This is a genomic window from Rhodococcus sp. AD45-ID (assembly GCF_003023755.1).
Lineage (GTDB): Bacteria > Actinomycetota > Actinomycetes > Mycobacteriales > Mycobacteriaceae > Rhodococcus_F > Rhodococcus_F globerula.
Genome location: NZ_PYHL01000001.1, coordinates 2,958,722 through 2,985,092 on the forward strand (window position 1 = coordinate 2,958,722; position 26,371 = coordinate 2,985,092).

At 60.7% G+C, this 26,371-nt stretch carries 22 protein-coding genes, 2 tRNA genes and 1 pseudogene; 15 read left to right on the forward strand and 10 right to left on the reverse strand.

What is annotated here, in order from left to right:
• Nucleotides 1-27 precede the first annotated feature (27 nt).
• Nucleotides 28-708: a 16S rRNA (guanine(527)-N(7))-methyltransferase RsmG gene (gene rsmG, locus C7T36_RS13610; RefSeq protein ID WP_033235301.1), complete on the reverse strand. Its 681-nt coding sequence runs from the start codon at nucleotides 706-708 to the stop codon at nucleotides 28-30.
• Between the two features lie 328 nt (nucleotides 709-1,036).
• Here rsmG and C7T36_RS13615 point away from each other — a divergent pair, with 328 nt between their 5' ends.
• Nucleotides 1,037-1,672 (forward strand): SMI1/KNR4 family protein, encoded by a 636-nt coding sequence (locus C7T36_RS13615; RefSeq protein ID WP_045066059.1) that lies wholly within the window; start codon nucleotides 1,037-1,039, stop codon nucleotides 1,670-1,672.
• A gap of 13 nt (nucleotides 1,673-1,685) precedes the next feature.
• On the opposite strand, the pseudogene C7T36_RS13620 reads toward C7T36_RS13615, so the two are convergent.
• The 6 genes and pseudogenes from C7T36_RS13620 to rpmH all read right to left on the reverse strand — a co-directional run bounded on the left by C7T36_RS13620 (nucleotide 1,686) and on the right by rpmH (nucleotide 5,654).
• Nucleotides 1,686-2,647 (reverse strand): annotated as a pseudogene (locus tag C7T36_RS13620) (IS481 family transposase).
• A gap of 393 nt (nucleotides 2,648-3,040) precedes the next feature.
• Nucleotides 3,041-3,613, reverse strand: a complete 573-nt coding sequence (locus C7T36_RS13625; protein ID WP_033235303.1) for a protein jag — start codon at nucleotides 3,611-3,613, stop codon at nucleotides 3,041-3,043.
• A gap of 20 nt (nucleotides 3,614-3,633) precedes the next feature.
• Entirely contained in the window at nucleotides 3,634-4,749 is a 1,116-nt protein-coding gene (yidC, locus tag C7T36_RS13630) for a membrane protein insertase YidC (protein WP_033235304.1), read from the reverse strand.
• 4 nt (nucleotides 4,750-4,753) lie between these two features.
• On the reverse strand, nucleotides 4,754-5,107 hold the full coding sequence (yidD, locus tag C7T36_RS13635; RefSeq protein WP_045066062.1) for a membrane protein insertion efficiency factor YidD: 354 nt from the start codon (nucleotides 5,105-5,107) through the stop codon (nucleotides 4,754-4,756).
• Nucleotides 5,104-5,484 carry a ribonuclease P protein component gene (gene rnpA, locus C7T36_RS13640; protein ID WP_045066064.1) on the reverse strand — a complete coding sequence of 127 codons (381 nt, stop codon included), beginning with the start codon at nucleotides 5,482-5,484 and terminating at the stop codon, nucleotides 5,104-5,106. Before rnpA ends, yidD begins: the two co-directional genes overlap by 4 nt.
• A gap of 26 nt (nucleotides 5,485-5,510) precedes the next feature.
• The gene (rpmH, locus tag C7T36_RS13645) at nucleotides 5,511-5,654 is read right to left on the reverse strand and encodes a 50S ribosomal protein L34 (protein ID WP_003942540.1); all 144 of its coding nucleotides are present in this window, start codon (nucleotides 5,652-5,654) and stop codon (nucleotides 5,511-5,513) included.
• Between the two features lie 816 nt (nucleotides 5,655-6,470).
• On the opposite strand from rpmH, the gene dnaA reads away from it, so the two are divergent.
• The 14 genes from dnaA to C7T36_RS13720 all read left to right on the forward strand — a co-directional run bounded on the left by dnaA (nucleotide 6,471) and on the right by C7T36_RS13720 (nucleotide 24,337).
• Nucleotides 6,471-8,024 carry a chromosomal replication initiator protein DnaA gene (gene dnaA / locus C7T36_RS13655; RefSeq protein ID WP_033235306.1) on the forward strand — a complete coding sequence of 518 codons (1,554 nt, stop codon included), beginning with the start codon at nucleotides 6,471-6,473 and terminating at the stop codon, nucleotides 8,022-8,024.
• A 581-nt stretch (nucleotides 8,025-8,605) separates the two neighbouring features.
• Entirely contained in the window at nucleotides 8,606-9,790 is a 1,185-nt protein-coding gene (gene dnaN, locus C7T36_RS13660) for a DNA polymerase III subunit beta (RefSeq protein ID WP_033235307.1), read from the forward strand.
• A gap of 22 nt (nucleotides 9,791-9,812) precedes the next feature.
• Nucleotides 9,813-11,051: a DNA replication/repair protein RecF gene (gene recF, locus C7T36_RS13665; protein ID WP_045066067.1), complete on the forward strand. Its 1,239-nt coding sequence runs from the start codon at nucleotides 9,813-9,815 to the stop codon at nucleotides 11,049-11,051.
• Nucleotides 11,044-11,577, forward strand: a complete 534-nt coding sequence (locus C7T36_RS13670; RefSeq protein WP_033235309.1) for a DUF721 family protein — start codon at nucleotides 11,044-11,046, stop codon at nucleotides 11,575-11,577. The genes recF and C7T36_RS13670 overlap by 8 nt, the downstream gene beginning before the upstream one ends.
• 87 nt (nucleotides 11,578-11,664) lie before the next feature.
• Nucleotides 11,665-12,558 carry a metal-dependent hydrolase gene (locus C7T36_RS13675; protein ID WP_045066069.1) on the forward strand — a complete coding sequence of 298 codons (894 nt, stop codon included), beginning with the start codon at nucleotides 11,665-11,667 and terminating at the stop codon, nucleotides 12,556-12,558.
• A 104-nt stretch (nucleotides 12,559-12,662) separates the two neighbouring features.
• The gene (locus C7T36_RS13680; protein ID WP_267951286.1) at nucleotides 12,663-13,682 is read left to right on the forward strand and encodes a PDR/VanB family oxidoreductase; all 1,020 of its coding nucleotides are present in this window, start codon (nucleotides 12,663-12,665) and stop codon (nucleotides 13,680-13,682) included.
• Nucleotides 13,683-13,709: 27 nt separating this feature from the next.
• Complete coding sequence (locus C7T36_RS13685) at nucleotides 13,710-14,633, forward strand: alpha/beta fold hydrolase (protein ID WP_045066071.1); 924 nt, start codon at nucleotides 13,710-13,712, stop codon at nucleotides 14,631-14,633.
• 197 nt (nucleotides 14,634-14,830) lie between these two features.
• Entirely contained in the window at nucleotides 14,831-16,867 is a 2,037-nt protein-coding gene (gene gyrB, locus C7T36_RS13690; RefSeq protein WP_033235312.1) for a DNA topoisomerase (ATP-hydrolyzing) subunit B, read from the forward strand.
• 93 nt (nucleotides 16,868-16,960) lie between these two features.
• The gene (gyrA, locus tag C7T36_RS13695; RefSeq protein WP_033235313.1) at nucleotides 16,961-19,492 is read left to right on the forward strand and encodes a DNA gyrase subunit A; all 2,532 of its coding nucleotides are present in this window, start codon (nucleotides 16,961-16,963) and stop codon (nucleotides 19,490-19,492) included.
• Entirely contained in the window at nucleotides 19,492-20,736 is a 1,245-nt protein-coding gene (locus tag C7T36_RS13700; protein ID WP_045066074.1) for a DUF3566 domain-containing protein, read from the forward strand. The genes gyrA and C7T36_RS13700 overlap by 1 nt, the downstream gene beginning before the upstream one ends.
• Nucleotides 20,737-20,811: 75 nt before the next feature.
• A tRNA-Ile gene (locus C7T36_RS13705) sits at nucleotides 20,812-20,885 on the forward strand.
• A gap of 175 nt (nucleotides 20,886-21,060) precedes the next feature.
• A tRNA-Ala gene (locus C7T36_RS13710) sits at nucleotides 21,061-21,133 on the forward strand.
• Nucleotides 21,134-21,263: 130 nt separating this feature from the next.
• Nucleotides 21,264-22,931, forward strand: coding sequence for an alpha/beta-hydrolase family protein (locus C7T36_RS13715; protein ID WP_033235315.1), 1,668 nt, complete (start codon nucleotides 21,264-21,266; stop codon nucleotides 22,929-22,931).
• Nucleotides 22,932-23,059: 128 nt separating this feature from the next.
• Complete coding sequence (locus C7T36_RS13720; protein WP_045066077.1) at nucleotides 23,060-24,337, forward strand: lipase family protein; 1,278 nt, start codon at nucleotides 23,060-23,062, stop codon at nucleotides 24,335-24,337.
• 64 nt (nucleotides 24,338-24,401) lie between these two features.
• Here C7T36_RS13720 and C7T36_RS13725 read toward each other — a convergent pair whose 3' ends face one another.
• From C7T36_RS13725 to C7T36_RS13735, 3 genes are read right to left on the reverse strand one after another with little or no spacing between them, the layout of a single operon-like run.
• Nucleotides 24,402-24,830 carry a hypothetical protein gene (locus C7T36_RS13725; protein WP_033235316.1) on the reverse strand — a complete coding sequence of 143 codons (429 nt, stop codon included), beginning with the start codon at nucleotides 24,828-24,830 and terminating at the stop codon, nucleotides 24,402-24,404.
• A 12-nt stretch (nucleotides 24,831-24,842) separates the two neighbouring features.
• Nucleotides 24,843-25,628, reverse strand: a complete 786-nt coding sequence (locus tag C7T36_RS13730; protein WP_045066079.1) for an amino acid ABC transporter ATP-binding protein — start codon at nucleotides 25,626-25,628, stop codon at nucleotides 24,843-24,845.
• Nucleotides 25,625-26,365 carry an amino acid ABC transporter permease gene (locus C7T36_RS13735; RefSeq protein WP_045066081.1) on the reverse strand — a complete coding sequence of 247 codons (741 nt, stop codon included), beginning with the start codon at nucleotides 26,363-26,365 and terminating at the stop codon, nucleotides 25,625-25,627. The genes C7T36_RS13730 and C7T36_RS13735 overlap by 4 nt, the downstream gene beginning before the upstream one ends.
• Between the last annotated feature and the right edge of the window lie 6 nt (nucleotides 26,366-26,371).

Here is a 26,371-nt window from a genome sequence, read left to right on the forward strand (position 1 = left end):
GTGCTCTCATCATGTGTACTTCCTTCGTCATCGCTGACGCCGTTTGGGGAGACGCTCGGCCTTGACCACGACGGTGGGCGTCCGGAGAAATTTGGATCCACACTCGAGTATTTCGAACTTGCCCGCGCCGAGTTTGGTCAACGCGGTTCGGTCGCGCTCGATCTCTTCCGCAGCGCTCGAACCCTTCAGCGCAAGCATCCGACCGTGCTCGTGAATGAGGGGGAGTGACCAACGGGCCAGCTTTTCCAACGGCGCAACAGCACGCGACGTCACTACGTCGGCACCGCCCGCTTCCTTCACTACGCCAGATTCTTCGGCGCGCCCCCGGACCACCAGAACATCCAATCCGTTGGATTCGATGAACTCGGCGAGGTACACAGACCGTCGTAGAAGCGGTTCGACCAGAGTCACTTTGAGGTCCGGTCGCGCGATTGCGAGAGGAATTCCCGGCAGCCCCGCTCCACTTCCCACATCGACAACAGACTCACCTTCGGCGATCAACTCACCAATAACAGCACAGTTGAGCAAGTGGCGTTCCCAGAGTCGCGGCACTTCGCGAGGTCCGATGAGCCCGCGCTCAACACCGTCCGTCGCTAGAGATTGGTAGTAGCGTTCTGCAATGTCGTATCGATCGCCGAACACAGCGCGCGCAGTCGCTTGTTCATCCCAGTCAACCGACGCCGCACCATTTTGTTCCACGTGAAACATCCTCCCGCGTATACCGCGAAATCAACAATCAAGACCAAAGTTATTATCCGTGTTATCGCCGACAAGTGTTCACTTCTACGCGTCGACTCGCTGTGAGTCTGCCAACTCATTCGCGGTCGCGCCAGGTTTCACGTGAAACATGCTCATTCAAAGAGAGATCCCTTCGAGCAGTATCATCACAGTGACGAAACTAAGCAGGGTTCCTATATGGGAAAATTTCGTCCCGGAAATTGTCCCATTCATTGAACTTGAGGTGAGGCGTTTCACGTGAAACCACCCGGCGCATTCATCCCGCCCCAGACATTCTGAAAATGACAATTACCGACTCATGGCTCACGTACATGGGTGCGGGTTCTACTCACTTCATGACGGCCAGGAACAGCCGACCGGGGGAGGGGACTTAATCGGCAGCCTGTTCCCGAACTTCGGATTGCTCGGTCTCGACGAATTAGTCGCCAACCATAAATACTGCCGAGATCCGGAAACACTCCATGACACTGAAGGACTCGGCGACGACCGGATTCAGGTCGCTCGGCAGCAACAAGCCGGGGAAGTCGCGCACATGTTCCTCGATACTTATCTTCCGTTCGCAGAGAACGGATCCGGCGACCTGTTATACGTCGACATCCGCGGGGGTCAGCAACAAGGTTTCGTTCGCGAGTTCGGCTGGGAGGTCGCTGATGACTGCGATCCTGTATCGGCGTCGTTGACGGACTATGTCGATTCGGTTCGGATCAGTATCGAATCGGGCACCGAACATTCCGGCCTGCTTCCGACCTTCGAGGAAGGCGCGCTCATATGGGACGTCGACTACAGCGACAGCCCTCCGCCGGTACCTCCGCCGAAACCGACTGTGATTCGAATACCGTTCGCCCTGACGACCTTTCTGCCGTCACAGATCGGTCCCGAAGATGACCTGATCGATCTCGACGTCGTCAGGCAAGCAATCATCGACACGGCCTAGTTGTACCCGGCCATCAGGTTGGTGACAGCCGGCTGATCGGCGGCAGGCCTCCGAGTGCGCTGTGACGTCGTCGAGTGTCGTAGTCCTCGATCCAGGGCGCAAGCGCGGCGGTGCGCTCGGCGTTGCTGGTGAACACCTGCCGGTAGGCCCACTCGGCCTGCAGGGTGCGGTTCAGTCGTTCGACCTTGCCGTTCTGCCATGGGCAGTGCGGTTTGATGAACTTCTGACGGATGCCGTGCTCGGCGCAGACCGCACGCAATGACCAACGGTAGGCCCAGGCGTTGTCGGTCATCAGCCGTTCGATCCTGGTGATCCCGTTGCCGGCGAAGTAGTCGATCACGCGGATCAGGAAACCCGCACAGGTGGCGCCTTTCTCGTCCGGCAGGACCTCCGAGTAGGCGAGCCTGGAATGGTCGTCGACGAGCGAGTGAACGTAGTCGAATCCAACCTTCGTCGAGTAGTCCCGCTCCCGGTACTCGCGGCCGCGGGCACGCCATCCGCCGCCGCCGTCGGGGATCCGGCCGAGCTTCTTGACGTCCATGCGCACCAGCTCGCCGGGGCGCTGACGTTCGTAGCGCACCGCGGTGGTCTTCGACGAGCGGATCACCTCACCGGTCAACGGGTCGCAGTCGGCCAGATACGGCACCGGGTGTCGTCGCAGGACGCGGGAGACGGTGCGGGCCGGCACCCCGAGTTCCGCTGCGAGCCAGTCCGGTCCGCGTCGTTCACGCATGCGTAGTTCGACGATCCGCGTCTCGACTGTGGCCGCGGTTCGGGTCGGCATCATGTGCGGACGAGAGACCGCTCGTGCAATCCCGCCTCACCCTCGGCCGCGAAGCGGTCCACCCAAGTGGACACACATTTACGGGAAACCTCCATCGCGCTGGCGATATGGGCCTTGGGCCAGCCGTCCCGGTGGCGTTCGACGATGAGCATTCTCCCGAGATACGTGGTGCGGGCATTACCGTGGGACACGAGAACCTCCGGTGGAAAGTGGGCCTTCGACAAGCCACACCCCAACCGGAGGTTCTCTTCACATCAAGCCGACACGCCCGCTACCAACGTCCTGGCCGGGTACACCTAGGCGTCGTATCCGAAAGCAATCATCGACGGTTGTACAGCGATCTACCGCCAAGTGTCCCGCCAACGAGGTGTCTCGGTCGGTTGGCTCCTCGGGCTCGACACACGGACTGTAACCTTCGTTGCCGTGGTGACGGGTATCGGCAACGACGTGATCGTTCACGAGATACCAGAAGAGGTTGCCGTTTTCGCGACCGTTTCACGTGAAACCGATTGCCGGAAAATGCAAAAAGAATGCGAGCCCCGGATCGAATCCGGGGCTCGCATTCTTGTACTGCTGGGGGAGTGTCAGTCCTTCAGGACAACCACTCGACGTGACGGCTCAGCGCCCTCACTTTCGCTCGATACGCCCTTCACCTTGGCGACGGCGTCGTGCACGATCTTGCGTTCGAACGGCGTCATCGGCGCCAGTTCTTCACGCTCACCGGTTTCGAGAACACGTGCAGCAGCCTCGGCACCGAGGGCACTGAGTGCTTCACGACGGCCGGCACGCCACCCGGCGATATCGAGCATCAAGCGGCTACGTTCGCCTGTGGACTGCTGGACGGCAAGGCGGGTCAATTCCTGGAGAGCGTCGAGAACCTCACCCTTACGGCCAACCAGCTTGGTCAGATCGTCCCCGCCGTCGATGCTGACGATCGCACGATCGCCCTCGACGTCCAGGTCGATATCACCGTCGAAGTCGAGTACATCGAGCAACTGCTCTAGGTAATCGCCGGCGATTTCGCCTTCTTCGATCAGGTCGTCGTCAGAATCGTCGATGTCTGAATCTTCGACGTCGACGTCGGTAACGGGCGCAGCGATTTCAGTGCTCACGTCTGCGTTTTCTCCATCCAAAGCGGTGTCAGCATCACTGGACATTGGTCGTTCTCTTTCCTCGATCAGCGCCGCTTATTGCGCTTGGGGGAGTTACCGCGATTGCTCTGTGGCCGGTTCTGTTTCGGTTTCGACGAAGCGCCGCCACCCCCCGAGCCGGTGGGCTTGGTCGCTGGCTTGTCGGCCTTGTTGAGAGATACCTCGGGCAACTCGGATTCGTCTGATGATTCCGTCGCACTCAGTGCGGCCGGAGATCCCTTTTTCTTGGCGGGATTCGGGCGAGCACCGGGCTTGGGAGCATTGTCGTTTCGACGTGAGATCGCTTCCTGCTTCTTCTCTTCTTCTTCGGCGTCGATCTTGCGGAAGACGAGGTGCTGCTGACCGTAGGTCCAGATGTTGTTGGCAACCCAGTACAGAAGAATTGCGATAGGCAGGAACGGTCCACCGACCAGAACACCGAGCGGGAAAACGTAGAGCGCGAGCTTGTTCATGATCGCGGACTGTGGATTCGCTGCGGCAGCTTCGGACTGGCGGGCGACGGATGCGCGGGAGTTGAAGTGCGTAGCAATGCTCGCGATGATCATCAGCGGAGCTGCAACCAGGATGATGTTCAGTCGTGACGGCAACTCGGGAACGTTCTCGGTGACGTAAGCCTGAAGCTGTGCGACGGGGGTTGTGATAGCAGCCGAGATCGGTGCACCGAACAGACGTGCGTCCAGGAAGGATTGCACATCCGCAGCGCTGAACACGTAGTTAGGCGTGCTGGCGTTCGTAGCGGGATCCATACCCAGCTGACCCATACCGGTTCCGGTTCGGTTGAACGAACGTAGAACGTGGAACAGACCGATGAAGACGGGTGCCTGAGCCAAGACCGGGAGGCAACCCATGATCGGGTTGAATCCGTGCTCTTTCTGGAGCTTCTGCATCTCGACAGCTTGACGCTGACGGTCACCTGAGTACTTCTTCTGCAGAGCCTTGATCTGCGGCTGCAGTTCCTGCATCTGTCTGGTGGTGCGGACCTGCTTCACGAACGGCTTGTACAGAACCGCACGCAGCGTAAACACCAGGAACACCACTGCGAGTGCCCAGGCGAAACCGCTGTCTGCGCCGAACACAAAGCCGAAGACCTTGTGCCAGACCCACAGAATCGCGGAGACCGGATAGTAAATGAAATTGAGCACGGCTCTAAGTACTCCTCTGTTCGTCCATAGGACCGCGGTGGCGGCAACCCGCATCACGGCCACGACGGGGCGGAACGGGGTCCCACCCTCCAGAATGCCAGGGGGCACACTTCGCCAACCGCACCACAGTCAAGAAAAGGCCTTTGATCGCCCCGTGCGTACGGAGGGCATCCACCGCATACTCGCTACACGTGGGGGTGAACCGGCAGGTCGGCATCCGCAGGGGCGACACATACGTCCGGTACAACTCGATACAGAAGATGAGAACAGTGGCGGGAGCGCGACGCACAGCCTTCAAAACCGTCAGAAAACGGGAGGCTTGGGGAGTTTCGATCTGCTCATCGAGCGGAGTACTCATGGCTCTTCACTTACCGACACCAATAGATTCATTTTGCCCAGACCTGCGCGCAACTGCTTGGCCAACTCATCGGAACTGGCGCTCGCGCTACCCGGAAGTGCACGAATAACCACGTCTGTTTCCGGTGAAACCTGTTGTGCGAGGTCTGCACATATATGACGAAGCCGGCGCGCGACTCGATGTCGAATCACCGCCGGCCCGACAGCCTTGCTCACGATCAGCCCGAATCGGGGACCGTGATTTGTTACTACCAACGCCTCTACCTGCTCGCGATCGAACGCGTGCACGACAAGGTCGCGTCTTCCCATACGACGACCACGTCGCACCGCCACGGAAAAATCCGAGTGGCGGCGCAACCGGTACGGCTCAGGCAACACCCCGAGCTCCTGATCTCAGAATCAGATCAGGCTGTCAGGGAATCGCGGCCCTTACGGCGACGCGCCGAAACGATTGCACGACCCGCACGGGTACGCATACGAAGACGGAAGCCGTGAACACGCGCGCGGCGGCGATTATTCGGCTGGAACGTCCGCTTGCCCTTGGCCACGGTCAACACTCCTCGAAGTTCATTGGCGCCTCCCGGCGCCCTCTAATTGATCGGCGCCACCTGAGCGCCTTGGATCTAACGGTCTTCTCCACCCGGCAAGCGGCTTGGATAATCCTTCCGACCCGACATATGTAGTCAGCACGAAACGATCACCACCAGCGGGTGACTGTTCGAGGTTACTTACCACCGTTGCCAAGGTCAAACCAGCGCATTCGGCGGCCACTCCTCCGAAGCAGAAGCGACACGCCGAATGTCCTCGAATCCCCGATTTTCGAACCCGGATGTGCATAGGACGTTGACCTCGAGCGAGGCACCGAGTGTGACCTTGGCAACATTTTCGCAACGGTGCTCAGAGCATACAAAACCCGGTGTACGCAATTCCGGCGGAAGAGCACTCGACAAGGCCTCATCTGCACGTTCGGTCCGGGGGTCAGGTTGCGACGCGGAAACCCAAGTTTTGGCATTCATCCACAGGGCTGTGAGTATCAACGCACCGCTACCGCCGAGTGTCCAACGCCTCGAGTTACATCAAAAGGCCAGGTAGATCGACTTCGGGTTGGATTCTCAGGAAAAATCCCACAAATAAACCGACTCGGTGCACGTTTGTCCACATCTGTGGATAATTGTGTGGAAACACAGTTCAGGTGGCATATTCGTAGGCTGTTACGAGGTTTCTCACCTCGGGTGGCAGACACACCAACAGACATAACAAAAGTGTCACACCAGCGCACATCCCCACCACCGAACATCCATGCCGCAGCAACGTGCTCGGTAGCGCCAGCGCACTCGCTGTCGGTGAAACACGGAAGGAACCACGTGAACGACGATCCCAACGCGCTCGAACGTGCCTGGGTCGACGTGGTTGCAGAACTCACGAGTGATGACCCCGGGAACGATCTTCCGATACTGAGTAGTAAGCAGAAGGCATTCGTCCGCCTGGTGAGACCACTCACACTCGCGCAAGGATTTGCACTCCTCTCGGTTCCGTCGTCCTTCGCTCAGGAGACCATCGAGCGCGATCTGCGCGAACCGATTCTGCAAGCACTCGGACGACATCTCGGTGGACAGGTCGAGGGCCTCGGCGTCCGTATCGCTCCTCCCGACGAAGATTCAGCAGAACCGGAAGAGCGCACAGGAAGCCGGCAGTTCGAATCGGTCAGCAGTTCCGGCGCCTACCGTCGACGCCGATTCACCGAAGGCGACGGAGAACCATCCGACTCCGAGACCGCTGAGAGCGAAGAGGTCGACGACGACCGGGAAGCATTGGCGAGCGTTCACGAATCGTGGCCGTCGTACTTCACGAAACCGCCGTCGACGCCGTCCTCGTCGAATTCCGGTGCAAACAGCCTCAACGCGAAGTACACGTTCGACACGTTTGTCATCGGTTCGTCCAACCGATTTGCTCACGCTGCCGCGGTCGCGATCGCGGAGGCGCCCGCCCGGGCCTACAACCCTCTCTTCATCTGGGGCGCGTCCGGGCTCGGCAAGACGCATCTGCTGCACGCGGCCGGCCACTATGCGCAACGGCTCTTTCCCGGTATGCGCGTGAAGTACGTCTCCACGGAAGAATTCACGAACGACTTCATCAACAGCCTTCGCGACGACCGCAAGGTGGCATTCAAGCGCCGCTACCGCGAGACGGACGTCCTCCTCGTCGACGACATCCAGTTCATCGAAGGCAAGGAAGGTATCCAGGAAGAGTTCTTCCACACCTTCAACACCTTGCACAACGCGAACAAACAGATCGTCGTCTCCTCCGACCGGCCGCCCAAGCAGTTGGCAACCCTCGAGGAGCGTCTGCGAACGCGATTCGAATGGGGCCTGATCACCGACGTTCAGCCGCCGGAACTCGAGACGCGTATCGCGATCTTGAGCAAGAAGGCGCGGATGGATCGCCTTGAGGTGCCGCACGACGTCCTCGAGCTGATCGCCAGCCGGATCGAGCGCAACATCCGCGAGCTCGAGGGCGCGTTGATTCGTGTCACCGCGTTTGCCTCGCTCAACCGGCAGCCGTTGGATCTCACGTTGGCGGAAGTTGTCCTTCGGGACCTGATGCCTGATTCGTCGAGCCTCGAGATCAATGCGGCGACGATCATGGCCGTGACGGCCGAATACTTCAATATGTCGATCGACGACCTCTGCGGGCCGGGTAAGGCCCGTCCGCTCGCTCAGGCACGCCAGATCTCTATGTATCTGTGCCGTGAGCTGACGGATTTGTCATTGCCGAAGATCGGTCAGACGTTCGGGCGTGACCACACCACGGTCATGTACGCGGACAAGAAGATCCGTAAGGAAATGACCGAACGTCGCAAGGTGTACGACCAGGTGCAAGAGCTGACGGCTCGGATCAAGCAGCGTTCCAAGCGCTGACCTGCATTTTTTACCGGTGCCCCCTCGAGGGGGAAAGTCCTTCCCTCGAGGGGGCACCGCTGTGTCGACTGCGGCCCTCGAGGGCGCGTCATTCCTCCAAACCCACGACACGCCAGGGTTCGACACGCCGATTTAGTTAAACCTTTCGTTTCTTCTGGAAAGTATTCACATCTGGGGATAACTGTGTGGATAACTTCGAAAGTCTGTGGAGATCTCGAGGAGTAATCCGAAAACTTCTTGTCTGTGCACAGAGGGGCCTGATCGCTCCTCGAGTCTGTCCTCGAGAAGTCCACAAGCCCTCGAGGGGGCAGACCTGCATCGACAACCGTTACTCCACAGATTGCACAGGACTTATTACTACTACTGAGAAATTTCTAGGAAAAGCTCTTTAAAAGTAGATTTGTGGACAACTCCTGTGAGGAACCTCGGAACGGGCCTCGCTCGTCCCCGTCTCGGCTTTCCTGATCGCCCCTCGAGGGCATACGGTTGGCGTCGCACCCCGTTGTGCCAAACTTGTCATCTGACGTCTGTGCCAGACTTGCTGTCACCAGAACATGCCTACCGAGAGGAATTACCCGGCGATGGAGCTTGGAAGCCTGAAGTTTCGCGTATCCCGGGAAGAGTTCGCAGATTCAGTTGCATGGGTTGCCCGTAGCCTCCCCTCGAGGCCGCCGGTTCCCGTTCTCGGTGGCGTTCTTCTCGATGCAACCGAACAGGGACTCACGGTCTCCGGTTTCGACTACGAGGTATCAGCTCAGGTTCGCGTTTCCGCAGATGTCACCACTGTCGGTCAGGTCCTGGTTTCCGGTCGGCTCCTTGCCGACATCACCAAGTCCTTGCCCAACAAGCCTGTCGATGTCACCCTCGAGGGCACTCGCGTTCTGATCTCCTGCGGAAGTGCAAAGTTCTCCCTGCCGACGATGCCGGTCGAGGACTACCCGCAGCTTCCGACGCTTCCGCAGCAGTCGGGTTCCATCCCGGTAGATCTGTTCTCCGAAGCAATCAGTCAGGTTGCCATCGCAGCCGGTAAAGATGACACCCTGCCGATGTTGACCGGTATTCGCGTCGAGATCGCCCAGAATTCCATCGTTCTGGCTGCGACCGACCGTTTCCGTCTTGCTGTCCGTGAGCTCGAATGGATGCCGGCAAACCCCGATGTCGAGGCTGCGGTTCTCATCCCGGCAAAGACCCTGTCCGAATCCGCGAAAACGCTTGCCGGAAACGCAAGTTCACCGGTCGAGCTGGCCCTCGGTTCAGGCTCGAGCATCGGCAACGACGGCCTCCTCGGTATCGTCAACGACGGTCGTCGCACAACGACTCGCCTCCTCGATGCCGAGTTCCCGAAGTTCCGCCAGCTTCTGCCGGCGCAGCACACGGCCATGGCAACCGTCGAGGTTGTTCCGCTGATCGAAGCCATCAAGCGTGTAGCTCTCGTGGCAGAGCGTGGCGCTCAGGTGCGTTTGCAGTTCTCTTCCGAGGGACTGCTGCTCTCCGCTGGTGGCGACGACGCCGGCCGCGCTGAGGAAACTCTCAACGCAACATTCCAGGGTGAGCCGTTGACCATTGCGTTCAACCCCGGATACCTCACGGATGGACTGAACTCGCTGCACAGCGAGAACGTCCTGTTCGGCTTCACGACGCCCAGCCGTCCCGCAGTTCTGCGTCCGGCTACCGACGAAGATCCGACACCGGACGAGTCGGGTAACTTCGCTGCGCCCTCGAGCGAATACACCTACCTGCTGATGCCGGTTCGACTTCCAGGCTGATAATTGCTGTTGGGCGGCATGAGTGTTCGTTCGTAGATTCTCGTTGCGGGACTTCCGTTCGTGGGATTCCCTGACACTCGATCTGGTACCGGGAACCACTGTGTTCCTCGGTTCCAACGGGCACGGTAAAACCAACATCCTCGAGTCGCTCGGCTACTTGTCGACGCTGTCCTCTCATCGGGTTTCTTCCGATGCCCCGATGATTCGCAACGGTTCCGCCAGCGCTTTTGCCGGTGCAACGGTGGTCAATTCCGGTCGTGAACTCACCATCGACGTCGAGCTGATCGAGGGAAAGTCCAACCGCGCCAGGATAAATCAGTCGCCGGCGCGGCGTCCCCGCGAAGTACTCGGCATCCTTCAGTCCGTGATGTTTGCGCCGGAGGATCTGTCGTTGGTTCGCGGTGATCCTGGTGACCGCCGGCGATATCTCGACGAACTGTTGACGTTCCGCATCCCTCGAATGGCCGCTGTACGTGCGGATTACGACAAGGTGTTACGTCAACGCTCAGCGCTGCTGAAAACGGCGGGCGGGGCACTACGACGCGGTTCCGGTAGCGGCGAGAATGTTCTCTCCACCCTCGAGGTGTGGGACGGGCATTTGGCGGCGCACGGCGCACAATTATTGGCCGGACGCCTCGAGTTGGTTCACGATCTCGCGCCGCACCTTGCCGAGTCGTATCGCTCGATAGCGCCGGAATCGAGGCCAGCGTCGATGCGATACCGCAGCAGCCTCGGAACGTCCTTGGATCCTGAATTCACCGACCCCACAAGGATTCCCGGAATCGACGACGTCGCGTACCTCGAGGAGCGATTCCATCACGAACTGTCGGTGATGCGAACCAAGGAAATCGATCGGGGTGTATGTCTGGTCGGTCCGCACCGTGACGACCTCGAGTTGATTCTCGGGGACAGCCCCGCAAAGGGTTTTGCCAGTCATGGGGAATCGTGGTCGTTTGCGTTGTCGCTGCGGCTCGCGGGGTTTGCGTTGCTGCGAACAGAAGGCAGTGACCCAGTACTACTGCTCGACGACGTTTTTGCGGAATTGGATCGGCGCCGTCGCCGTGCGTTGGCTGCGGTCGCCGCCACCGCTGAACAGGTCATTGTCACCGCCGCAGTTCCGGAGGACGTTCCGGACGAACTCGAGGCAGCCAAGTTCGGCGTCGAAGCATCGGAAACACCCGAAGGTCGTATTTCACGGATAGTCTCGAAAGACTGGTCTGCGACGACGGACTTGTCCGAGGGGGTCGAGAATCGTGACTGACGAAAAAGAGCCCGAACTTCGGGGTATCGATTTGGCTCGCCGAGCCCTCGAGGAGGCCCGCGCTGCGGCTAAGGCCAACGGCAAAGCTGTCGGCCAGGGCCGGTCGTCGCCCAAGTTCGGTAGCGGTAGGCCGCGTCGACGCGGAGGGTGGTCCGGCCCCGGCCCCGATGCCCGCGACCCACAACCGTTCGGTGCGCTGACCAGCGCAGTATCCAAATCACGTGGCTGGTCCCCGAGAGTGTCCGAAGGGACGGTTCTCGGCCGGTGGCCGCAGGTTGTCGGTGAAGACATCTCGGCGCACGCCGAGCCCATTTCCCTTCGTGAAGGGGTTCTGAGCATCTCGGCGGAGTCGACGGCCTGGGCGACTCAGTTGCGGATGATGCAGTCCCAGATTCTCGCGAAAATCGCAGTTGCTGTGGGTGACGGCGTCGTGAAGACACTACGAATTACAGGACCGAGCGCACCCAGTTGGCGTAAAGGCGAAAGGCACGTCAAAGGCCGCGGACCTCGCGATACGTATGGCTGAGTAGGGCCTGGTTGTACCTATTACTTCATGTTACAGTTACCCCCGTTACTGGGTGAACTGTGTCACAGAGCATGAAGGGGTAGTCAGATGCCGAGCAAGGTACATGCCGAGCCTGATCACATCTTGTTGCAGGCACGCAATGTCGAATTCGACTGGTCCGACCTGCCGATGCACTGGATTCCGGGTGACCCGTTCAGTACTCACGTACTCAACGTGCTGCATCTGCTGCTCCCGGCCGGTGAAGAGTGGTTTGTCGAAACGTTCAAGGAAGCACTCCCTCTCATCGAGGACGAGAAACTTCGTGACGACGTTGTCGGCTTCATCGGCCAGGAAGCCATGCACGCCGGTGCTCACACCGGTGTGCTGGTCCATCTGAAAGAAAACGGACTTGATCCGACGCCGTACACGCAGCAGATGGAATGGGCTTTCTCGAAACTGCTCGGACCCCGTCCCCTGACAGGCTTGCGAGCCGAGAATCACCTGGTCGAGCGTCTTGCGATCATCGCAGCCATCGAACACATCACAGCGTTTCTCGGTGACTGGGTTCTCAACGCCGACGGTCTGGATCGGGCCGGTATGCACCCGACGATGCTCGACCTGCTTCGTTGGCACGGAGCCGAGGAAGTCGAACACCGCTCCGTCGCGTACGACGTGATGCGCTACTTCGACAAGCGTGAAACCCGCCGTATCCGCACTCAGATCATGGTCACGCCCGTCATCGTGTGGTTGTGGATCCGCGGAACCCGATTCCTGATGCGCAACGATCCCGAACTTGCCAACCAGGCGCCGAGTCGGCGTCGCCCGCACTTGTCGGATTTTGTGGCAGCTGGCAAGCGCGGCACCGTCCCCACCAGTTTCGAACTGGTCAAGCGGATGTCGACGTACTTCTCCAAGTCGTATCACCCCGGCAAAGAAGGTTCGACGGCTCAGGCAGTGAAGTATCTGGCATCCTCGCCGGCCGCGCAGGCGGCGGCACGGTGATTCCGTCGATCGCCAGGATCAAGGACGTCCTGATCGGGCACGACGGTCTTCCGCGGCATCCGGCGCCGCCAGATCTCGCGGGCCGCGCTCACCCCGATCGGGCTATGCGGATCACAGAGTTGTTGGCGGACAAGTACCTTCGCGTTCTGACGGCCTATGACTACAACCCGAAGATCGCCGGTCACAACCCGGATACCGCGCTGAACATGGTGGTCAGTACCCGTGAAGTGGTGGCGACAGACGAGAATGTTGTCCGCCTGCGCTTCGAGTCTGCAGACCGCTCGCCGCTTCCCCCGTGGCAGCCCGGCTCTCATCTGGATTTTCATTTGCCTTCCGGTTTGCGTCGACAGTATTCGCTCTGCGGTGACCCCGCTGATCGCTGGGGATATACCGTCGCTGTGCGCCGAATTCCCGATGGAGGTGGTGGTTCGGTCGAAATGCATGCACTGCAACCAGGCGAGCACGTGACAGTTCGTGGTCCGCGCAACGGGTTTCCCTTTGTCGGTGAAGGTAGTGCGCTCTTCATTGCCGGTGGTATTGGAATCACACCGATCATCGCAATGGTCAGGGCTGCAAGGGAATTGGGAATGGACTGGCACTTCGTGTACTCGGGCCGCTCCCGTGAGTCCATGCCGTTCCTCGAGGAGATCGCTACCTGGGAGCCGGAACGAGTATTCGTGCGGCCTGACGATGAATTCGGATTACCCACTGCCACAGATCTTCTGGAGAAGGCTCCGGAAGGTGGAGCCGTGTATTGCTGTGGCCCGACACTCATGCTCGACGCAGTGCGCACGAGTTTTCGTGAAGCCTCCTCCACGGCTTTGCATTTCGAAAGATTTGGAGCTCCGCCGGTAGTTGGCGGGGTCCCGTTCGAAGTTCAATTGGTCAGCTCCGGTGAAGTGTTGACCGTGAATGCCGACCAGTCGGCACTCGACGTTGTCCGGAAAACCCTGCCCGGTGTCGGCTACTCGTGCCAGCAAGGCTTCTGCGGGACCTGCCGGGTGAAGGTCCTCGCCGGCACTCCGGATCACCGCGAAAACCGACTGACCGATGCCGAACGCGAAAACGAGATGCTGATTTGTGTGTCGCGTTCCGACGGCGGACGACTGGTACTCGATCTCTAGTTCTACTCACCTACGAAGGGTCTGCAGATGACCAAGCACGCGCCTCTCCATACCGTAACTGCACGCAGCGTCACCAACGGTGCCGTCAGCCTTGCCGTATTCGAGCAGGGCCCGGTGGACGGTGAGACGATCGTCCTCGTTCACGGGTGGCCGGACACTCACGAACTGTGGAACCGCGTCGCGGCGCTGCTGGCCGACAATTTCCGTGTTGTCACCTACGACAGCCGTGGGGCCGGCGAGAGCACGATCCCGTCGCGAGTGCAGGACTACCAACTCAGTGCGATGGCCGGTGATCTGTTTGCCGTGATCGACGCCGTCAGTCCGAACGAGCCGGTTCACGTCGTTGCTCATGACTGGGGATCCGTCGAAACCTGGGAGGCCGTCTGCGAGCCGGGCGCCGAGGAAAAGATCGCATCCTTCAGTTCCATATCGGGACCGAATCTCGACCATCTCGGTAAATGGATCCGTTCCAGTGCGTCCAGGCGGCGGTTCCGCGGGCCGGCCGCGCAAGCTGTGGCGTCGGCGTACACGGTGCTGTTTCAGATTCCAGGTCTGTGCACGGTGCCGTTGCGGCTGTGGTTTTCCAAGCACTGGCCGGCGTTTCTGGGATTTTTCGACGGTCTCGACCCGAAATCGGTGGTGACCGCGCCGACAATTGCCGACGACATGGTTAACGGTCTCAAGTTGTACCGAGCAAATATTCGGCCTGCTCTAGGCAAACCGCGTGAACGGTACACGGACGTTCCCGTTCAGTTGATCCTGAACAAGTACGACAAGGCAGTTCGCCCGGTGGGCTTCGAAGATACGGAAAAATGGGTCTCCGACCTGCGGCGAACCGAAATTGCGGCCGGTCACTGGTCGCCGATTTCACACGCCGGCGAGGTTGCCGAACATGCGCAGGCCTTTATTGCGAGCCTGAGAGAGCGTCGCCGGGAGAAGCAAACGTCCTAGCGATTCACCCTCCCAGGACCAAAATAATTCGCCTGTGGCGCAGCCAGGGGTGTCATTGGGCGGTTCCTGTCGGCGCTTACCAGTAAGATGGTCTCCGGTAACTAGCGGCAACATTCTCGAACCCGCTCCGACGACACCCGCAAGGGCTTGCTGACGGCTGCGCTCGAGTATTGACGGAGAAGGAGAGCTACCAACCCGTGGCTGCCCAGAAGTCAGATACAAGCACTTCCAGCAAGGACTACAACGCGTCGTCCATCACAGTCCTCGAAGGACTGGAAGCGGTACGTAAGCGCCCAGGCATGTACATCGGTTCCACCGGTGAGCGCGGCCTGCACCACCTGATTTGGGAGGTCGTCGACAACTCTGTCGACGAGGCGATGGCCGGACACGCCACCAAGGTCGAGGTCACCCTCCTCGAAGACGGCGGAATTCGCGTCGTCGACGACGGTCGTGGCATCCCGGTCGGAATGCACGCGTCCGGAGTTCCCACCGTCGAGGTCGTGCTGACTCAGCTGCACGCCGGTGGCAAGTTCGACTCCGATTCCTATGCAGTCTCCGGTGGTCTGCACGGTGTGGGCATCTCGGTGGTCAACGCGCTCTCCACCAGGCTCGACGTCGACATCAAGGTCGACGGCTACGAGTGGCATCAGACGTACACGGACTCCAAGCCCGGCGAGCTGATTCAAGGTCCCGCCACCAAGGAGACCGGAACCACGGTCAGCTTCTGGGCGGATCCCGAGATCTTCGAGACCACGCGATACAACTTCGAGACCGTTGCGCGTCGCCTGCAGGAAATGGCTTTCCTCAACAAGGGTCTGACGATCACGCTCACCGACGAGCGCGCCGAGGTCATCGATGTCGACGAGGAATCGATCGACGTCGCGGAGGCACCCAAGTCGGCAGCCGAGACGCAGGAAGCGGCTGCTGCCGCTCCGCGCAAGGCCAAGACCCGCGTCTACCACTACCCGGGTGGACTCGAGGACTACGTCCGTCACATCAACAAATCCAAGAGCCCCATCCACAACTCGGTGGTCGGATTCACGGCCAAGGGCACGGGCCACGAGCTCGAGGTAGCAATGCAGTGGAACTCCGGCTACTCGGAGTCCGTGCACACCTTCGCCAACACCATCAACACGCATGAGGGTGGAACGCACGAAGAGGGCTTCCGCGCGGCGCTCACCACGGTCGTCAACAAGTACGCCCGTGACAAGAAGCTGCTCAAGGAAAAAGAGCAGAACCTCAACGGTGACGACATCCGTGAGGGTCTCGCAGCCATCGTGTCGGTCAAGGTCGGTGAGCCGCAGTTCGAGGGCCAGACCAAGACCAAGCTCGGCAACACCGAGGTCAAGTCCTTTGTGCAGAAGGCGTGCAACGAGCATCTTCAGCACTGGCTAGAGGCCAACCCCGCTGACGCCAAGACCATCGTGAACAAGGCGGTCTCGTCGGCGCAGGCCCGTATCGCTGCCCGTAAGGCCCGCGAATTGGTTCGCCGTAAGAGCGCGACCGATCTCGGTGGCCTGCCAGGCAAGCTTGCGGACTGCCGCTCCAACGATCCGGAGAAGTCCGAGATCTACATCGTGGAGGGCGACTCCGCAGGTGGCTCGGCCAAGTCCGGCCGCGACTCGATGTACCAGGCGATTCTGCCGCTGCGCGGCAAGATCCTCAACGTCGAGAAGGCCCGTCTGGACCGCGCGTTGAAGAACACCGAAATCCAGTCGATGATCACCGCCTTCGGCACCGGCATCCACGACGAGTTCGATATCGCGAAGCTGCGCTATCACAAGATCGTGCTCATGGCCGACGCCGACGTCGACGGTCAGCACATCGCGACGCTGCTGCTCACGCTGCTGTTCCGCTTCATGCGCCCGCTGGTCGAGCACGGTCACGTCTACCTGGCCCAGCCGCCGCTGTACAAGCTGAAGTGGCAGCGCAGCGAGCCGGAATTCGCGTACTCCGATCGTGAGCGCGACGTCTTGGTGAAGGCTGGTCTCGAATCCGGCAAGAAGATCAACAAGGACGACGGCATCCAGCGTTACAAAGGCCTTGGCGAGATGAACGCCAAGGAACTGTGGGAAACCACGATGGACCCGACGGTGCGCGTTCTGCGCTTGGTGACGTTGGACGATGCCGCTGCCGCCGACGAACTGTTCAGCGTGTTGATGGGTGAGGACGTCGAGGCCCGGCGCAGCTTCATCATCCGCAATGCCAGGGATGTCCGTTTCCTCGACGTGTAGGGCCTACGGCCCTGTGCGCCTTTCCGGTAGCTCCGACAACCACAAAGGCGCACAAGGGGCTCGCCCCCATCTTCTTCTTAAGAAAGTGAACTCATGACCGACACCACGTTGCCACCGGACGGACCGCAGCACGACCGCATCGAACCGGTCGACATCCAGCAGGAAATGCAGAGCAGCTACATCGACTACGCCATGAGCGTCATCGTCGGTCGCGCTCTGCCGGATGTGCGCGACGGCCTCAAGCCCGTGCACCGCCGCGTGCTGTACGCGATGTACGACACCGGCAATCGCCCCGATCGCGGATATGTGAAGTCTGCCCGTCCGGTCGCCGAGACCATGGGTAATTACCACCCCCACGGCGACTCCTCGATCTACGACACCCTGGTCCGTATGGCCCAGCCGTGGTCGCTGCGGTACCCCCTCGTCGACGGTCAGGGCAACTTCGGTTCCCGTGGCAACGACGGCGCCGCCGCCATGCGTTACACGGAGTGCCGTCTCACGCCGCTCGCCATGGAGATGCTGCGCGAAATCGACCACGACACAGTCGATTTCACACCGAACTACGACGGTAAGACGCAGGAACCGACGGTTCTCCCCAGCCGCGTTCCGAACCTGCTGATCAACGGCTCCAACGGTATTGCCGTCGGTATGGCCACCAACATTCCGCCGCACAACCTGCGTGAAGTTGCCGAAGCCATCTACTGGGCACTCGAGAACTACGAAGCCGACGAGGAATCCACTCTCGCTGCCGTCATGGAGCGGGTCAAGGGACCGGACTTCCCGACGCACGGCCTCATCGTGGGCGGCCAGGGTATTCAGGACGCCTACACCACCGGTCGCGGCTCCGTCCGTATGCGCGGTGTGGTCGAGGTTGAAGAAGATGCCAAGGGCCGCACCACAATTGTCATCACCGAGCTGCCCTACCAGGTCAACCCGGACAACCTGATCACCTCCATCGCGGATCAGGTTCGTGACGCCAAGATCGCCGGCATCTCCGATATTCACGACGAGTCTTCCGACCGCGTCGGCATGCGCATCGTTGTCACCGTCAAACGTGACGCGGTTGCCAAGGTTGTGTTGAACAACCTGTACAAGCACACGCAGCTGCAGACCAGCTTCGGCTGCAACATGCTGTCCATCGTCGACGGTGTGCCGCGCACGCTGCGCCTCGACCAGATGATTCGTCTGTACACGACGCATCAGCTCGAGGTCATCGTCCGTCGTACCCAGTACCTGCTCCGTAAGGCCGAAGAGCGCGCTCACATCTTGCGTGGTCTGGTCAAGGCGCTCGACGCTTTGGACGAGGTCATCGCCTTGATCCGTGCGTCGCAGACCGTCGACGTCGCCCGGGCCGGATTGATGAACCTCCTCGACGTCGACGAGATTCAGGCCGACGCGATCCTCGCGATGCAGCTGCGACGTCTGGCCGCCCTCGAGCGTCAGAAGATCGTCGACGAATTGGCCGAAATCGAAATCGAAATCGCCGATTACAAGGACATTCTGGCCAAGCCTGAGCGTCAGCGCGCGATCGTTCGTGACGAGCTCAAGGAAATTGTCGACAAGTACGGCGACGACCGTCGTACTCGCATCATCGCCGCCGACGGCGACGTCAACGACGAAGACCTCATCGCCCGTGAGGACGTTGTTGTCACGATCACCGAGACCGGCTACGCCAAGCGCACCAAGACCGACCTGTACCGCTCGCAGAAGCGCGGCGGCAAGGGCGTTCAGGGTGCCGGCCTCAAGCAGGACGACATCGTCTCGCATTTCTTCGTCAGCTCGACGCACGACTGGCTGCTGTTCTTCACCACGAAGGGCCGCGTCTACCGCGCCAAGGCATACGAACTGCCCGAGGCCAGCCGCACCGCTCGAGGTCAGCATGTCGCCAACCTGCTGGCCTTCCAGCCGGACGAGCGCATCCAGTCCGTCATCCAGATCAAGACGTACGACGACGCGCCTTACCTGGTACTAGCCACCCGCAACGGTCTGGTCAAGAAGTCCAAGCTCACGGACTTCGACTCCAACCGCAGCGGCGGCATCGTTGCCATCAACCTGCGCGGCGACGACGAATTGGTCGGAGCTGTTCTGTGCTCCGCCGACGACGATCTGCTTCTCGTCTCGGCACAGGGCCAGTCGATCCGTTTCTCGGCCACCGACGAAGCACTACGGCCCATGGGTCGCGCAACGTCCGGTGTCCAGGGCATGCGCTTCAACGGCGAGGACGAGCTGCTCTCGCTCAACGTCGTCCGTGAAGGCAAGTTCCTGCTGGTCGCCACTTCCGGTGGTTACTCCAAGCGAACCGGCATGGAGGACTACCCGGTCCAGGGTCGCGGCGGCAAGGGCGTACTCACCATTCAGTACGACAAGAAACGTGGCACTCTGGTCGGAGCGCTCATCGTCGACGACGACGACGAGCTGTACGCGATCACCTCGGGCGGCGGCGTCATCAGGACAGCTGCCAAGCAGGTTCGTAAGGCCGGACGCCAGACCAAGGGCGTGCGTCTGATGAACCTCGGCGAAGGCGACACCTTGCTCGCAATTGCGCGCAACGCCGACGAACCCGAAGAGATCGCTGCCGCAAACACCGACAGTGCAGACAATGCCGATGGAGCTAAGGAGTCCTAGTGAGCACTCCCAACCAGCCGGGCAGTGACCAGAAGAGCACGAGCACTTCCGGTTCGACGCCCCCAAAGGCGGAGCAGCCAGCTGCTCCGGCGGGTGCAGGGGGCTCGCAGTCTCCCGTTGAGGCTTCGAAACCTCCGGCCGCTGGTAAGCCAAGCGGCTCTGCCGCCGATTCCAAGGCTGTGGCCGACAAGTCGGCACAGCCTGCGGCTGGGAAGAGTGCACCGGCTGCTCCCGCTGCCCCGAAGGCACCTGACGCGCCTGCACCGGCTAATCAGGCACGGGGTAATCAGGCGCCGCCGTGGCAGCGTGGTCAGCAGCAGTCAGGTCCGCAGCCTGTTACGCAGCAGGCAGGGGCACAGCAGCCTGTTACGCAGCAGCCTGGGGTGCAGCAGCGCGAACCCCAGACCAACATCACCCGTCCGGCTGCGCCGCGACCTGATGTTCGGAAGGGGCCTGCACCTGCTGCCGGGAAACCGCCGGTCGGTCCGCCGAACCAGCGGCCAACAGGTCCTGGATCTCCGTCGCAGCCGCCGGCTCGGCCGGTGGTCACGGGAACGGCTGCTCCGAAGGTCACGAACAACGCGGCCATGAACAACGCGGTCGACAACAAGACCGTCGCGAACAAGACCGTCGCCGACAAGACTGTGGCGAATAAGACGGTTGCGAATAAGACGGTTGCCCCGCCGAAGGGGCCCAACGCACCGGCCGGAAATGCTCCGGCCGGTCCCCGGGCCAAGGCTGCGGCGATCGACGGTCCGACTCGGCATATCAGCCGCAAGGATCTGCCGAAGGACATGCCGGACCTCTCCGAGGCGAAGCATCCCCTGCCGCAGGCGGCCGTTGGTGACAAAAATCACGTCGCTGCCGTTGCGGCTGCGTCCAGTGGGGGGCCTTTACGGGCGACGGTGCAGATCCGTCGTATCGATCCGTGGTCCACGCTCAAGATCACTTCTGTGATCTCGGTTTCACTTTTCTTCGTGTGGATGGTGGCTGTCGGTCTTCTGTACGTCGTTTTGGACGGCATGGGCGTCTGGGACCGCCTGAACAACGCTTTTACGGACATCGTGTCCGATGGCGGATCCGACGGACTGGTGACAGCGGGGCAAGTCTTCGGCTATTCCGCAGTGATCGGTTTGGCGAACATGGTGTTGTTCACCGCGCTCGTCACGATCGGATCGTTCATCTACAACCTCTGCAGTGACTTGGTTGGCGGCGTCGAGGTAACTCTCGCAGACCGCGACTGACCTGCATAAACGTTGCCCCACCGGACCCGTTTTGGTGTTAGCGGGCCGGTGGGGTAATCTTTGAAACCGGTTCAGGGGCCTATAGCTCAGGTGGTTAGAGCGCTTTACTGATAATGAAGAGGTCGGAGGTTCAAGTCCTCCTAGGCCCACTCCTTGTGCCGAAGAAGGGTTGCTGGAATGAAAGTTTTCCTGCTTGTCGGGGCTAGCATTCTGGTGTCTCTCGTAGTCACCAAGTTGATCAAAAGTCAGCGCGGAGACAAGGTTTGGCACGATTTGGAAACAAGCTAGAACATAGGTACTCTGACTCCGGTCGGAAAACCGAACGGGGCCTTAGCTCAGTTGGTAGAGCGCTGCCTTTGCAAGGCAGATGTCAGGAGTTCGAATCTCCTAGGCTCCACAGTAAGAAAACACCCTCCCGGGAAACTGGGAGGGTGTTTTTGTCTGTGCGCACCCAGATCGTGAGAATTAGCATGCCGACTGGGCGGTACGGCGCCTGAAATCGGACGCTCGGCGCTTACGATTCCCGCATGAGATCTGTGTGGGACCGCATCCGCCGCTATTGCGGGACGCTTCATCCTGTCGGCCTTGCCTTTGCGCTGGTGTTTTTCACCTGGTCGATGACCCCGTCGCTCCTACCCCGAGTGTGGTACTTGCAGGGCGTTGCGACGGGCATTTCGCTGGCAATGGGTTATGCGATCGGAACTCTGGTCGCGTGGACGGTTCGCAAGTGTGGCGTCGAACCGCAGTGGTCGGAGCGCACGAAGAAGATCGCGTGGCGGACGATGGCGGTGGTGGCCGTGATCGCAGTTCCGCTCTTCTTGATTTTGGGGGCGCGGTGGCAGCGGATCGTCCGTGAACTTGTCGGTATGCCGCGTGACAGTGCGGCAAACTACCTTCTGGTTGCGCTCATTTCGCTGTTCATCTGGTTCATTCTGCTCGAGGCATCGCGGGGCATTCGCCATTCCACGAACCGCCTTTCGCAGTTCGCATTGCGGTTTGTCCCGAAGGAAGCGGCGAAGGTCGCCAGCCTTGTTGTGGTTCTCGCTCTTGCTGTCTTTGTCGTGAACGGTGCGCTGTACAACGGGTTGATCGCGTTCGCGAACTGGAGCTTCTCGGGTGCGGATACCGAAACTCCGGACGGCATCGAACAGCCGCTCATTGCCGAACGCAGTGGTTCACCGATGTCTGCGGAAGCCTGGGACTCGCTGGGGCAGGAAGGGCGCACCTTCATGGGTAGTGGCCCCACCGCGGCGGAGATCACGGCGCTGACGGGGCGTGAGGCGAAGCAGCCGATCCGCGTGTATGCCGGGCGTGAGTCCTCGGATTCGATTCGCGGCGTGGCAAACCGGGTTGTGGACGAACTCAAGCGCACCGGTGGGTTCGACCGCGGAACTCTGGCCGTCGTGACAACCACGGGTCGTGGTTGGGTCAACGAGGATGTGGCGTCGGCGTTCGAATATGTCGAGGACGGTGACACCGCCATTGCGTCGATGCAGTACTCGTTCCTGCCGAGTCCGTTGGCCTTCATCGCGGACCGCGAAACTCCGATGGTTGCCGGCCGCGCACTGTTCAATGCTGTTTTTGCGGAGTGGATCAACCTGCCCGTGGAGACGCGTCCCGAGCTGGTCGTGTTCGGCGAGAGCCTCGGTTCGTACGGCGGCCAGGCCGCTTTTGCCGGGGACCAGGACATGATGACGCGCGTCGACGGAGCTTTGTGGGTGGGCACACCCAACTTCACGGAGCAGTGGCAGGAGATCACGAACAATCGTGACTCTGGTTCGCGGGAGATTCTTCCCGTGATCGACGGCGGAGAGTCGATCCGTTTTGCCGCTGATCCGATCGACTTGGAGCTCGAGGCCGACTGGGCTGACGATCGAATCGTCTACTGGCAGCACGCCAGTGACCCCATCACGTGGTGGTCGTTCGACCTCCTCCTCAACAAGCCCGACTGGTTGAGCGAAAAGCCGGAGGGCCGCGACGTGGATCCGGGTATGACGTGGATTCCTCTCGTGACGTTCTGGCAGGTCACGCTCGACATGGTGTTCTCGGCGGATGTTCCGTCGGGTCATGGGCACAACTACGGCGAAGATGCCGCGGACATGTGGGCCAACATCTTGCATCCGACGACGTGGACGCCGGAGAACACCGAGCAGTTGCGTGCGCTCCTGACCAACAATGTGGAGCCGACGAAATAGGTGAAAGTAGCTGTACAGCAACGACTCTAAGGTTCTTTCCTTACCGGTAAGTTTGTTTTACGGTATATGTTACCCTGCGTTCACTGTGTGTCAGAGCACAGTGCAAACGACGTGGGGAGAACGTGAACGTGAAGAACCGAATGTGGTGGGCAGCCGGCCTGTCCGTTGCAGCACTGGTGGTCAGTGCTGCAACGGCGCCGTTCGCAGCAGCTGAGCCGGCGGATTTCTACACTCCGCCGACTGAACTGCCCGCCGGGGACAACGGCGACCTCATTCGCAGTGAGCCGACGCCCTTGCTTCTCAGCGTGCCGGGATCGAATGGTCCGTGGCCGGCTACCGCCACCAAGATCATGTACCGCAGTGAAGACGCCACTGGTGCTCCCGTTGCAGTCACCGGCACGTACCTCGAGCCGACAAACCCGTGGACCGGGCAGGGGGCGCGTCCACTGGTTGCCAGCGCAGTAGGTACTCACGGACAAGGTGACCAGTGTGCCCCGTCCAAGCTGTTCAACACCGGACTGGAATACAGGTTTCCGACGGACGTGATGGTCGGCTACGAGTCCATCTGGGTGAATATGTTGTTGCTCAACGGCATTGCCGTTGTGGTCACCGACTACGACGGGCTGGGAACGCCGGGCGACCACACGTACGTGAACCGCGCCGCCGAAGCGCACGCCGTCCTCGATTCGGTGCGGGCTGCGCAGCAACTTCCGAACACCAGCATTCCCGACAACGGGCCCGTCGGCCTGTGGGGTTATTCGCAGGGTGGCGGCGCTGCCGCTGCAGCAACGGAGCTGAAGCCGTCGTACGCCCCGGAGCTCGATCTGAAGGGCACGTACGCGGGCGCTCCTCCGGCTGATCTGGAAGCCACCCTCGAGCAGATCGACGGCACATTTCTCACCGGCTTGATCGGATACGCGCTCAACGGAATCGTGGCTCAGTACCCCGACGTGGAGCCGCTACTCGACGCGGAAATCAACGATCGTGGACGCGCGATGCTCGCGGCGACCAAAAATCAGTGCGTCGGCGAGACGGGCCTGCAATTTGCCTTCCAGAAGACGTCGGAGTTCACGAAATCGGGCGAATCGTTGTCGGTTGTGCTCGATCGCTTGCCCGTTGCACAGGGGATCCTGGCAGAACAGAAGATCGGCAACCTGACGCCGACGTCGCCGGTCCTGATCCAGCACGGGCGAGCTGACGACATCGTGCCGTTCGGCCAGGGACAGGAACTCGCGCGGGAATGGTGCAGCAACGGCGCGACGGTGCAGTTCTCCGTCAACGAGCTGCCCTCTGTCGCTCCGGGTGTTGCACTGGGCCATCTAGCCCCGTACATCACGGGAACCCCGGAATCCATCGGCTACATGATCGATCGGTTCAACAACGTTCCGGCGCCGTCGAACTGCTGACTGGCGCTCACCAACGAAGAGAGGCCCGGAACACACTGTGTTCCGGGCCTCTTTGCTTCAAGATCTACGCAGTCTGTTCGTCCACTCGCGGCGGAGCCGACGCCACCGGCGGGTGCTCGCGGTGGCGGCTCTTGTAGAAAACAGCTCCACCGATCACAGCCACACCGGCAATGACGAACAGGCCGATGCGCTTACGTCCACGCGGCTTCGGTTCACGCTCTGCACGCGCCGCTGACTTGGCGGGGAGGGACTTTGCACACTCCACGCCCTTCTTGGCGAGAACAGCGCTCTGACGGCCCAGGAACAGGCCGAGCTGTCCGGCGCCACGGGCAGTTGCCGTGGCGACAACAGCGGCGATGCGACGGGCGTTGTCGGCTGCGTCAGATTCCTTGATGCGGGTTGCTGTTTCCTCGAAAGAGTCTTCGACGCGGGCCACGGCCTGGTCGAACGTGTCGGGAAGCTGGCTGCTGAGGGACTCGGTCACTCGTGTCATGACTCCACTTTGTCACAGGATCTGTCCCAGGAACGCCCGGGTGCGAGGATTCCGAGGGTTGTCGAAGAATTGATCCGGAGCAGCGTCTTCGACGATCTTGCCGTCACTCATGAAAACGATGCGATCCGCGGCAGCGCGGGCAAATGCCATTTCATGGGTGACCACCACCATGGTCATACCTTCGTCGCGAAGCCGGACCATCACGTCAAGCACCTCCTTGACCATTTCCGGGTCGAGCGCCGAGGTTGGCTCGTCGAAAAGCATGACGCTCGGCTTCATGGCCAGTGCTCGGGCGATGGCAACGCGTTGTTGTTGTCCGCCGGAGAGCTGGGAGGGGTAGTTCTCGGCTTTGTCGGACAACCCGACGAGGGCGAGGAGTTCGCGCGCCTGCGCCTGGGCTTTGTCCTTGGGTACTCCCTGTACGTGACGTGGGCCGGCTGCGACGTTCTCCACAGCGGTCATCATCGGGAAGAGGTTGAAATTCTGGAACACCATCCCGGTGCCCTGCCGTTGTTTCGCGATCTGTGCTTCGCTGCGCAAGCGCCGTTTGCCGTTGCTGTCGACGTAGCCCATCGATTCGCCACATACTTCGACGATCCCTGAGTCGATGATCTCGAGGCAGTTGAGGGTGCGCAGGAGGGTGCTCTTGCCGCTACCGGACGGTCCGAGCAGCAGTACAACTTCGCCCTCGGCGACGCTGAAATCGATGCCGTCGAGTACCCGGACGTCGTTGAAGGACTTGATCATGTTCTCGACGCGAACAACCGTTGTGGCGGCGGCAATGTCGGTGGTGGTCATCTGTTCACTGCTTCCGCTAGCTGAGCCGACTCGGCGACATTTGCATCGCCGGAAGTGTTCTTGCGCTTGTAGTTACGGTCGTATCCCCGGCCGGCGCGGGATTCGAGGACACGCTGAATCATTCCCCAGGCAGTGGTCAGGACGAGGAAGTACAGGGCCGCCGCGCACAGGCCTTCGAGTACTCGGAAGTTGACCTGTACCAGAAACTGTGTGCGCCGCAACAACTCTTGGACCGAGATGACCGATACCAAGGTTGTGGTCTTGAGCAATCCGTTGAAGCTGTTGCCCAGCGGAGGAATCATGACGCGAAATGCCTGGGGTAGCACTACAACTCGGAATACCTTGAACGGCGACATGCCCAGCGCCCGGGCCGCCTCGGTCTGACCGGCCGGCACCGACATCAGTCCGGACCGGACGATCTCGGACAGGTAGGCGGCTTCGTTGAGAACAAGCCCGAGGAGGGCGGACTCGATGACTCCGAGCTTGATTCCCACCTGAGGCAAGCCGGTATAGATGATGACCAATTGCACCAGTAGGGGAGTGCCGCGCATCAACCACACGTAGAAGCCGACGATTGCCCGCAGAATCCACCAGCGGGAGGAGCGTGCCGCAGCAACGACGACGGCCAGCATCAGGCCGAGAACCATGCTGACGACAGTGAGCCAGATGGTGACCCATACGCCCTCGACCAGCTGCTTACTGGTCAAGATCGAGAAGAATGCATCCCAGGACCACATGGGGTT

Excerpts from the sequence above, each read along its gene's own strand:
- rsmG (WP_033235301.1), bottom strand. The coding sequence starts at position 708 with ATGTTTCACGTGGAACAAAATGGTGCGGCGTCGGTTGACTGGGATGAA.
- C7T36_RS13615 (WP_045066059.1), top strand. The coding sequence starts at position 1,037 with ATGGCTCACGTACATGGGTGCGGGTTCTACTCACTTCATGACGGCCAG.
- C7T36_RS13625 (WP_033235303.1), bottom strand. The coding sequence starts at position 3,613 with ATGTCCAGTGATGCTGACACCGCTTTGGATGGAGAAAACGCAGACGTG.
- yidD (WP_045066062.1), bottom strand. The coding sequence starts at position 5,107 with ATGAGTACTCCGCTCGATGAGCAGATCGAAACTCCCCAAGCCTCCCGT.
- dnaN (WP_033235307.1), top strand. The coding sequence starts at position 8,606 with ATGGAGCTTGGAAGCCTGAAGTTTCGCGTATCCCGGGAAGAGTTCGCA.
- C7T36_RS13675 (WP_045066069.1), top strand. The coding sequence starts at position 11,665 with ATGCCGAGCAAGGTACATGCCGAGCCTGATCACATCTTGTTGCAGGCA.
- C7T36_RS13680 (WP_267951286.1), top strand. The coding sequence starts at position 12,663 with ATGCGGATCACAGAGTTGTTGGCGGACAAGTACCTTCGCGTTCTGACG.
- C7T36_RS13685 (WP_045066071.1), top strand. The coding sequence starts at position 13,710 with ATGACCAAGCACGCGCCTCTCCATACCGTAACTGCACGCAGCGTCACC.
- gyrA (WP_033235313.1), top strand. The coding sequence starts at position 16,961 with ATGACCGACACCACGTTGCCACCGGACGGACCGCAGCACGACCGCATC.
- C7T36_RS13715 (WP_033235315.1), top strand. The coding sequence starts at position 21,264 with ATGAGATCTGTGTGGGACCGCATCCGCCGCTATTGCGGGACGCTTCAT.
- C7T36_RS13725 (WP_033235316.1), bottom strand. The coding sequence starts at position 24,830 with ATGACACGAGTGACCGAGTCCCTCAGCAGCCAGCTTCCCGACACGTTC.
- C7T36_RS13730 (WP_045066079.1), bottom strand. The coding sequence starts at position 25,628 with ATGACCACCACCGACATTGCCGCCGCCACAACGGTTGTTCGCGTCGAG.
- C7T36_RS13735 (WP_045066081.1), bottom strand. The coding sequence starts at position 26,365 with ATGTGGTCCTGGGATGCATTCTTCTCGATCTTGACCAGTAAGCAGCTG.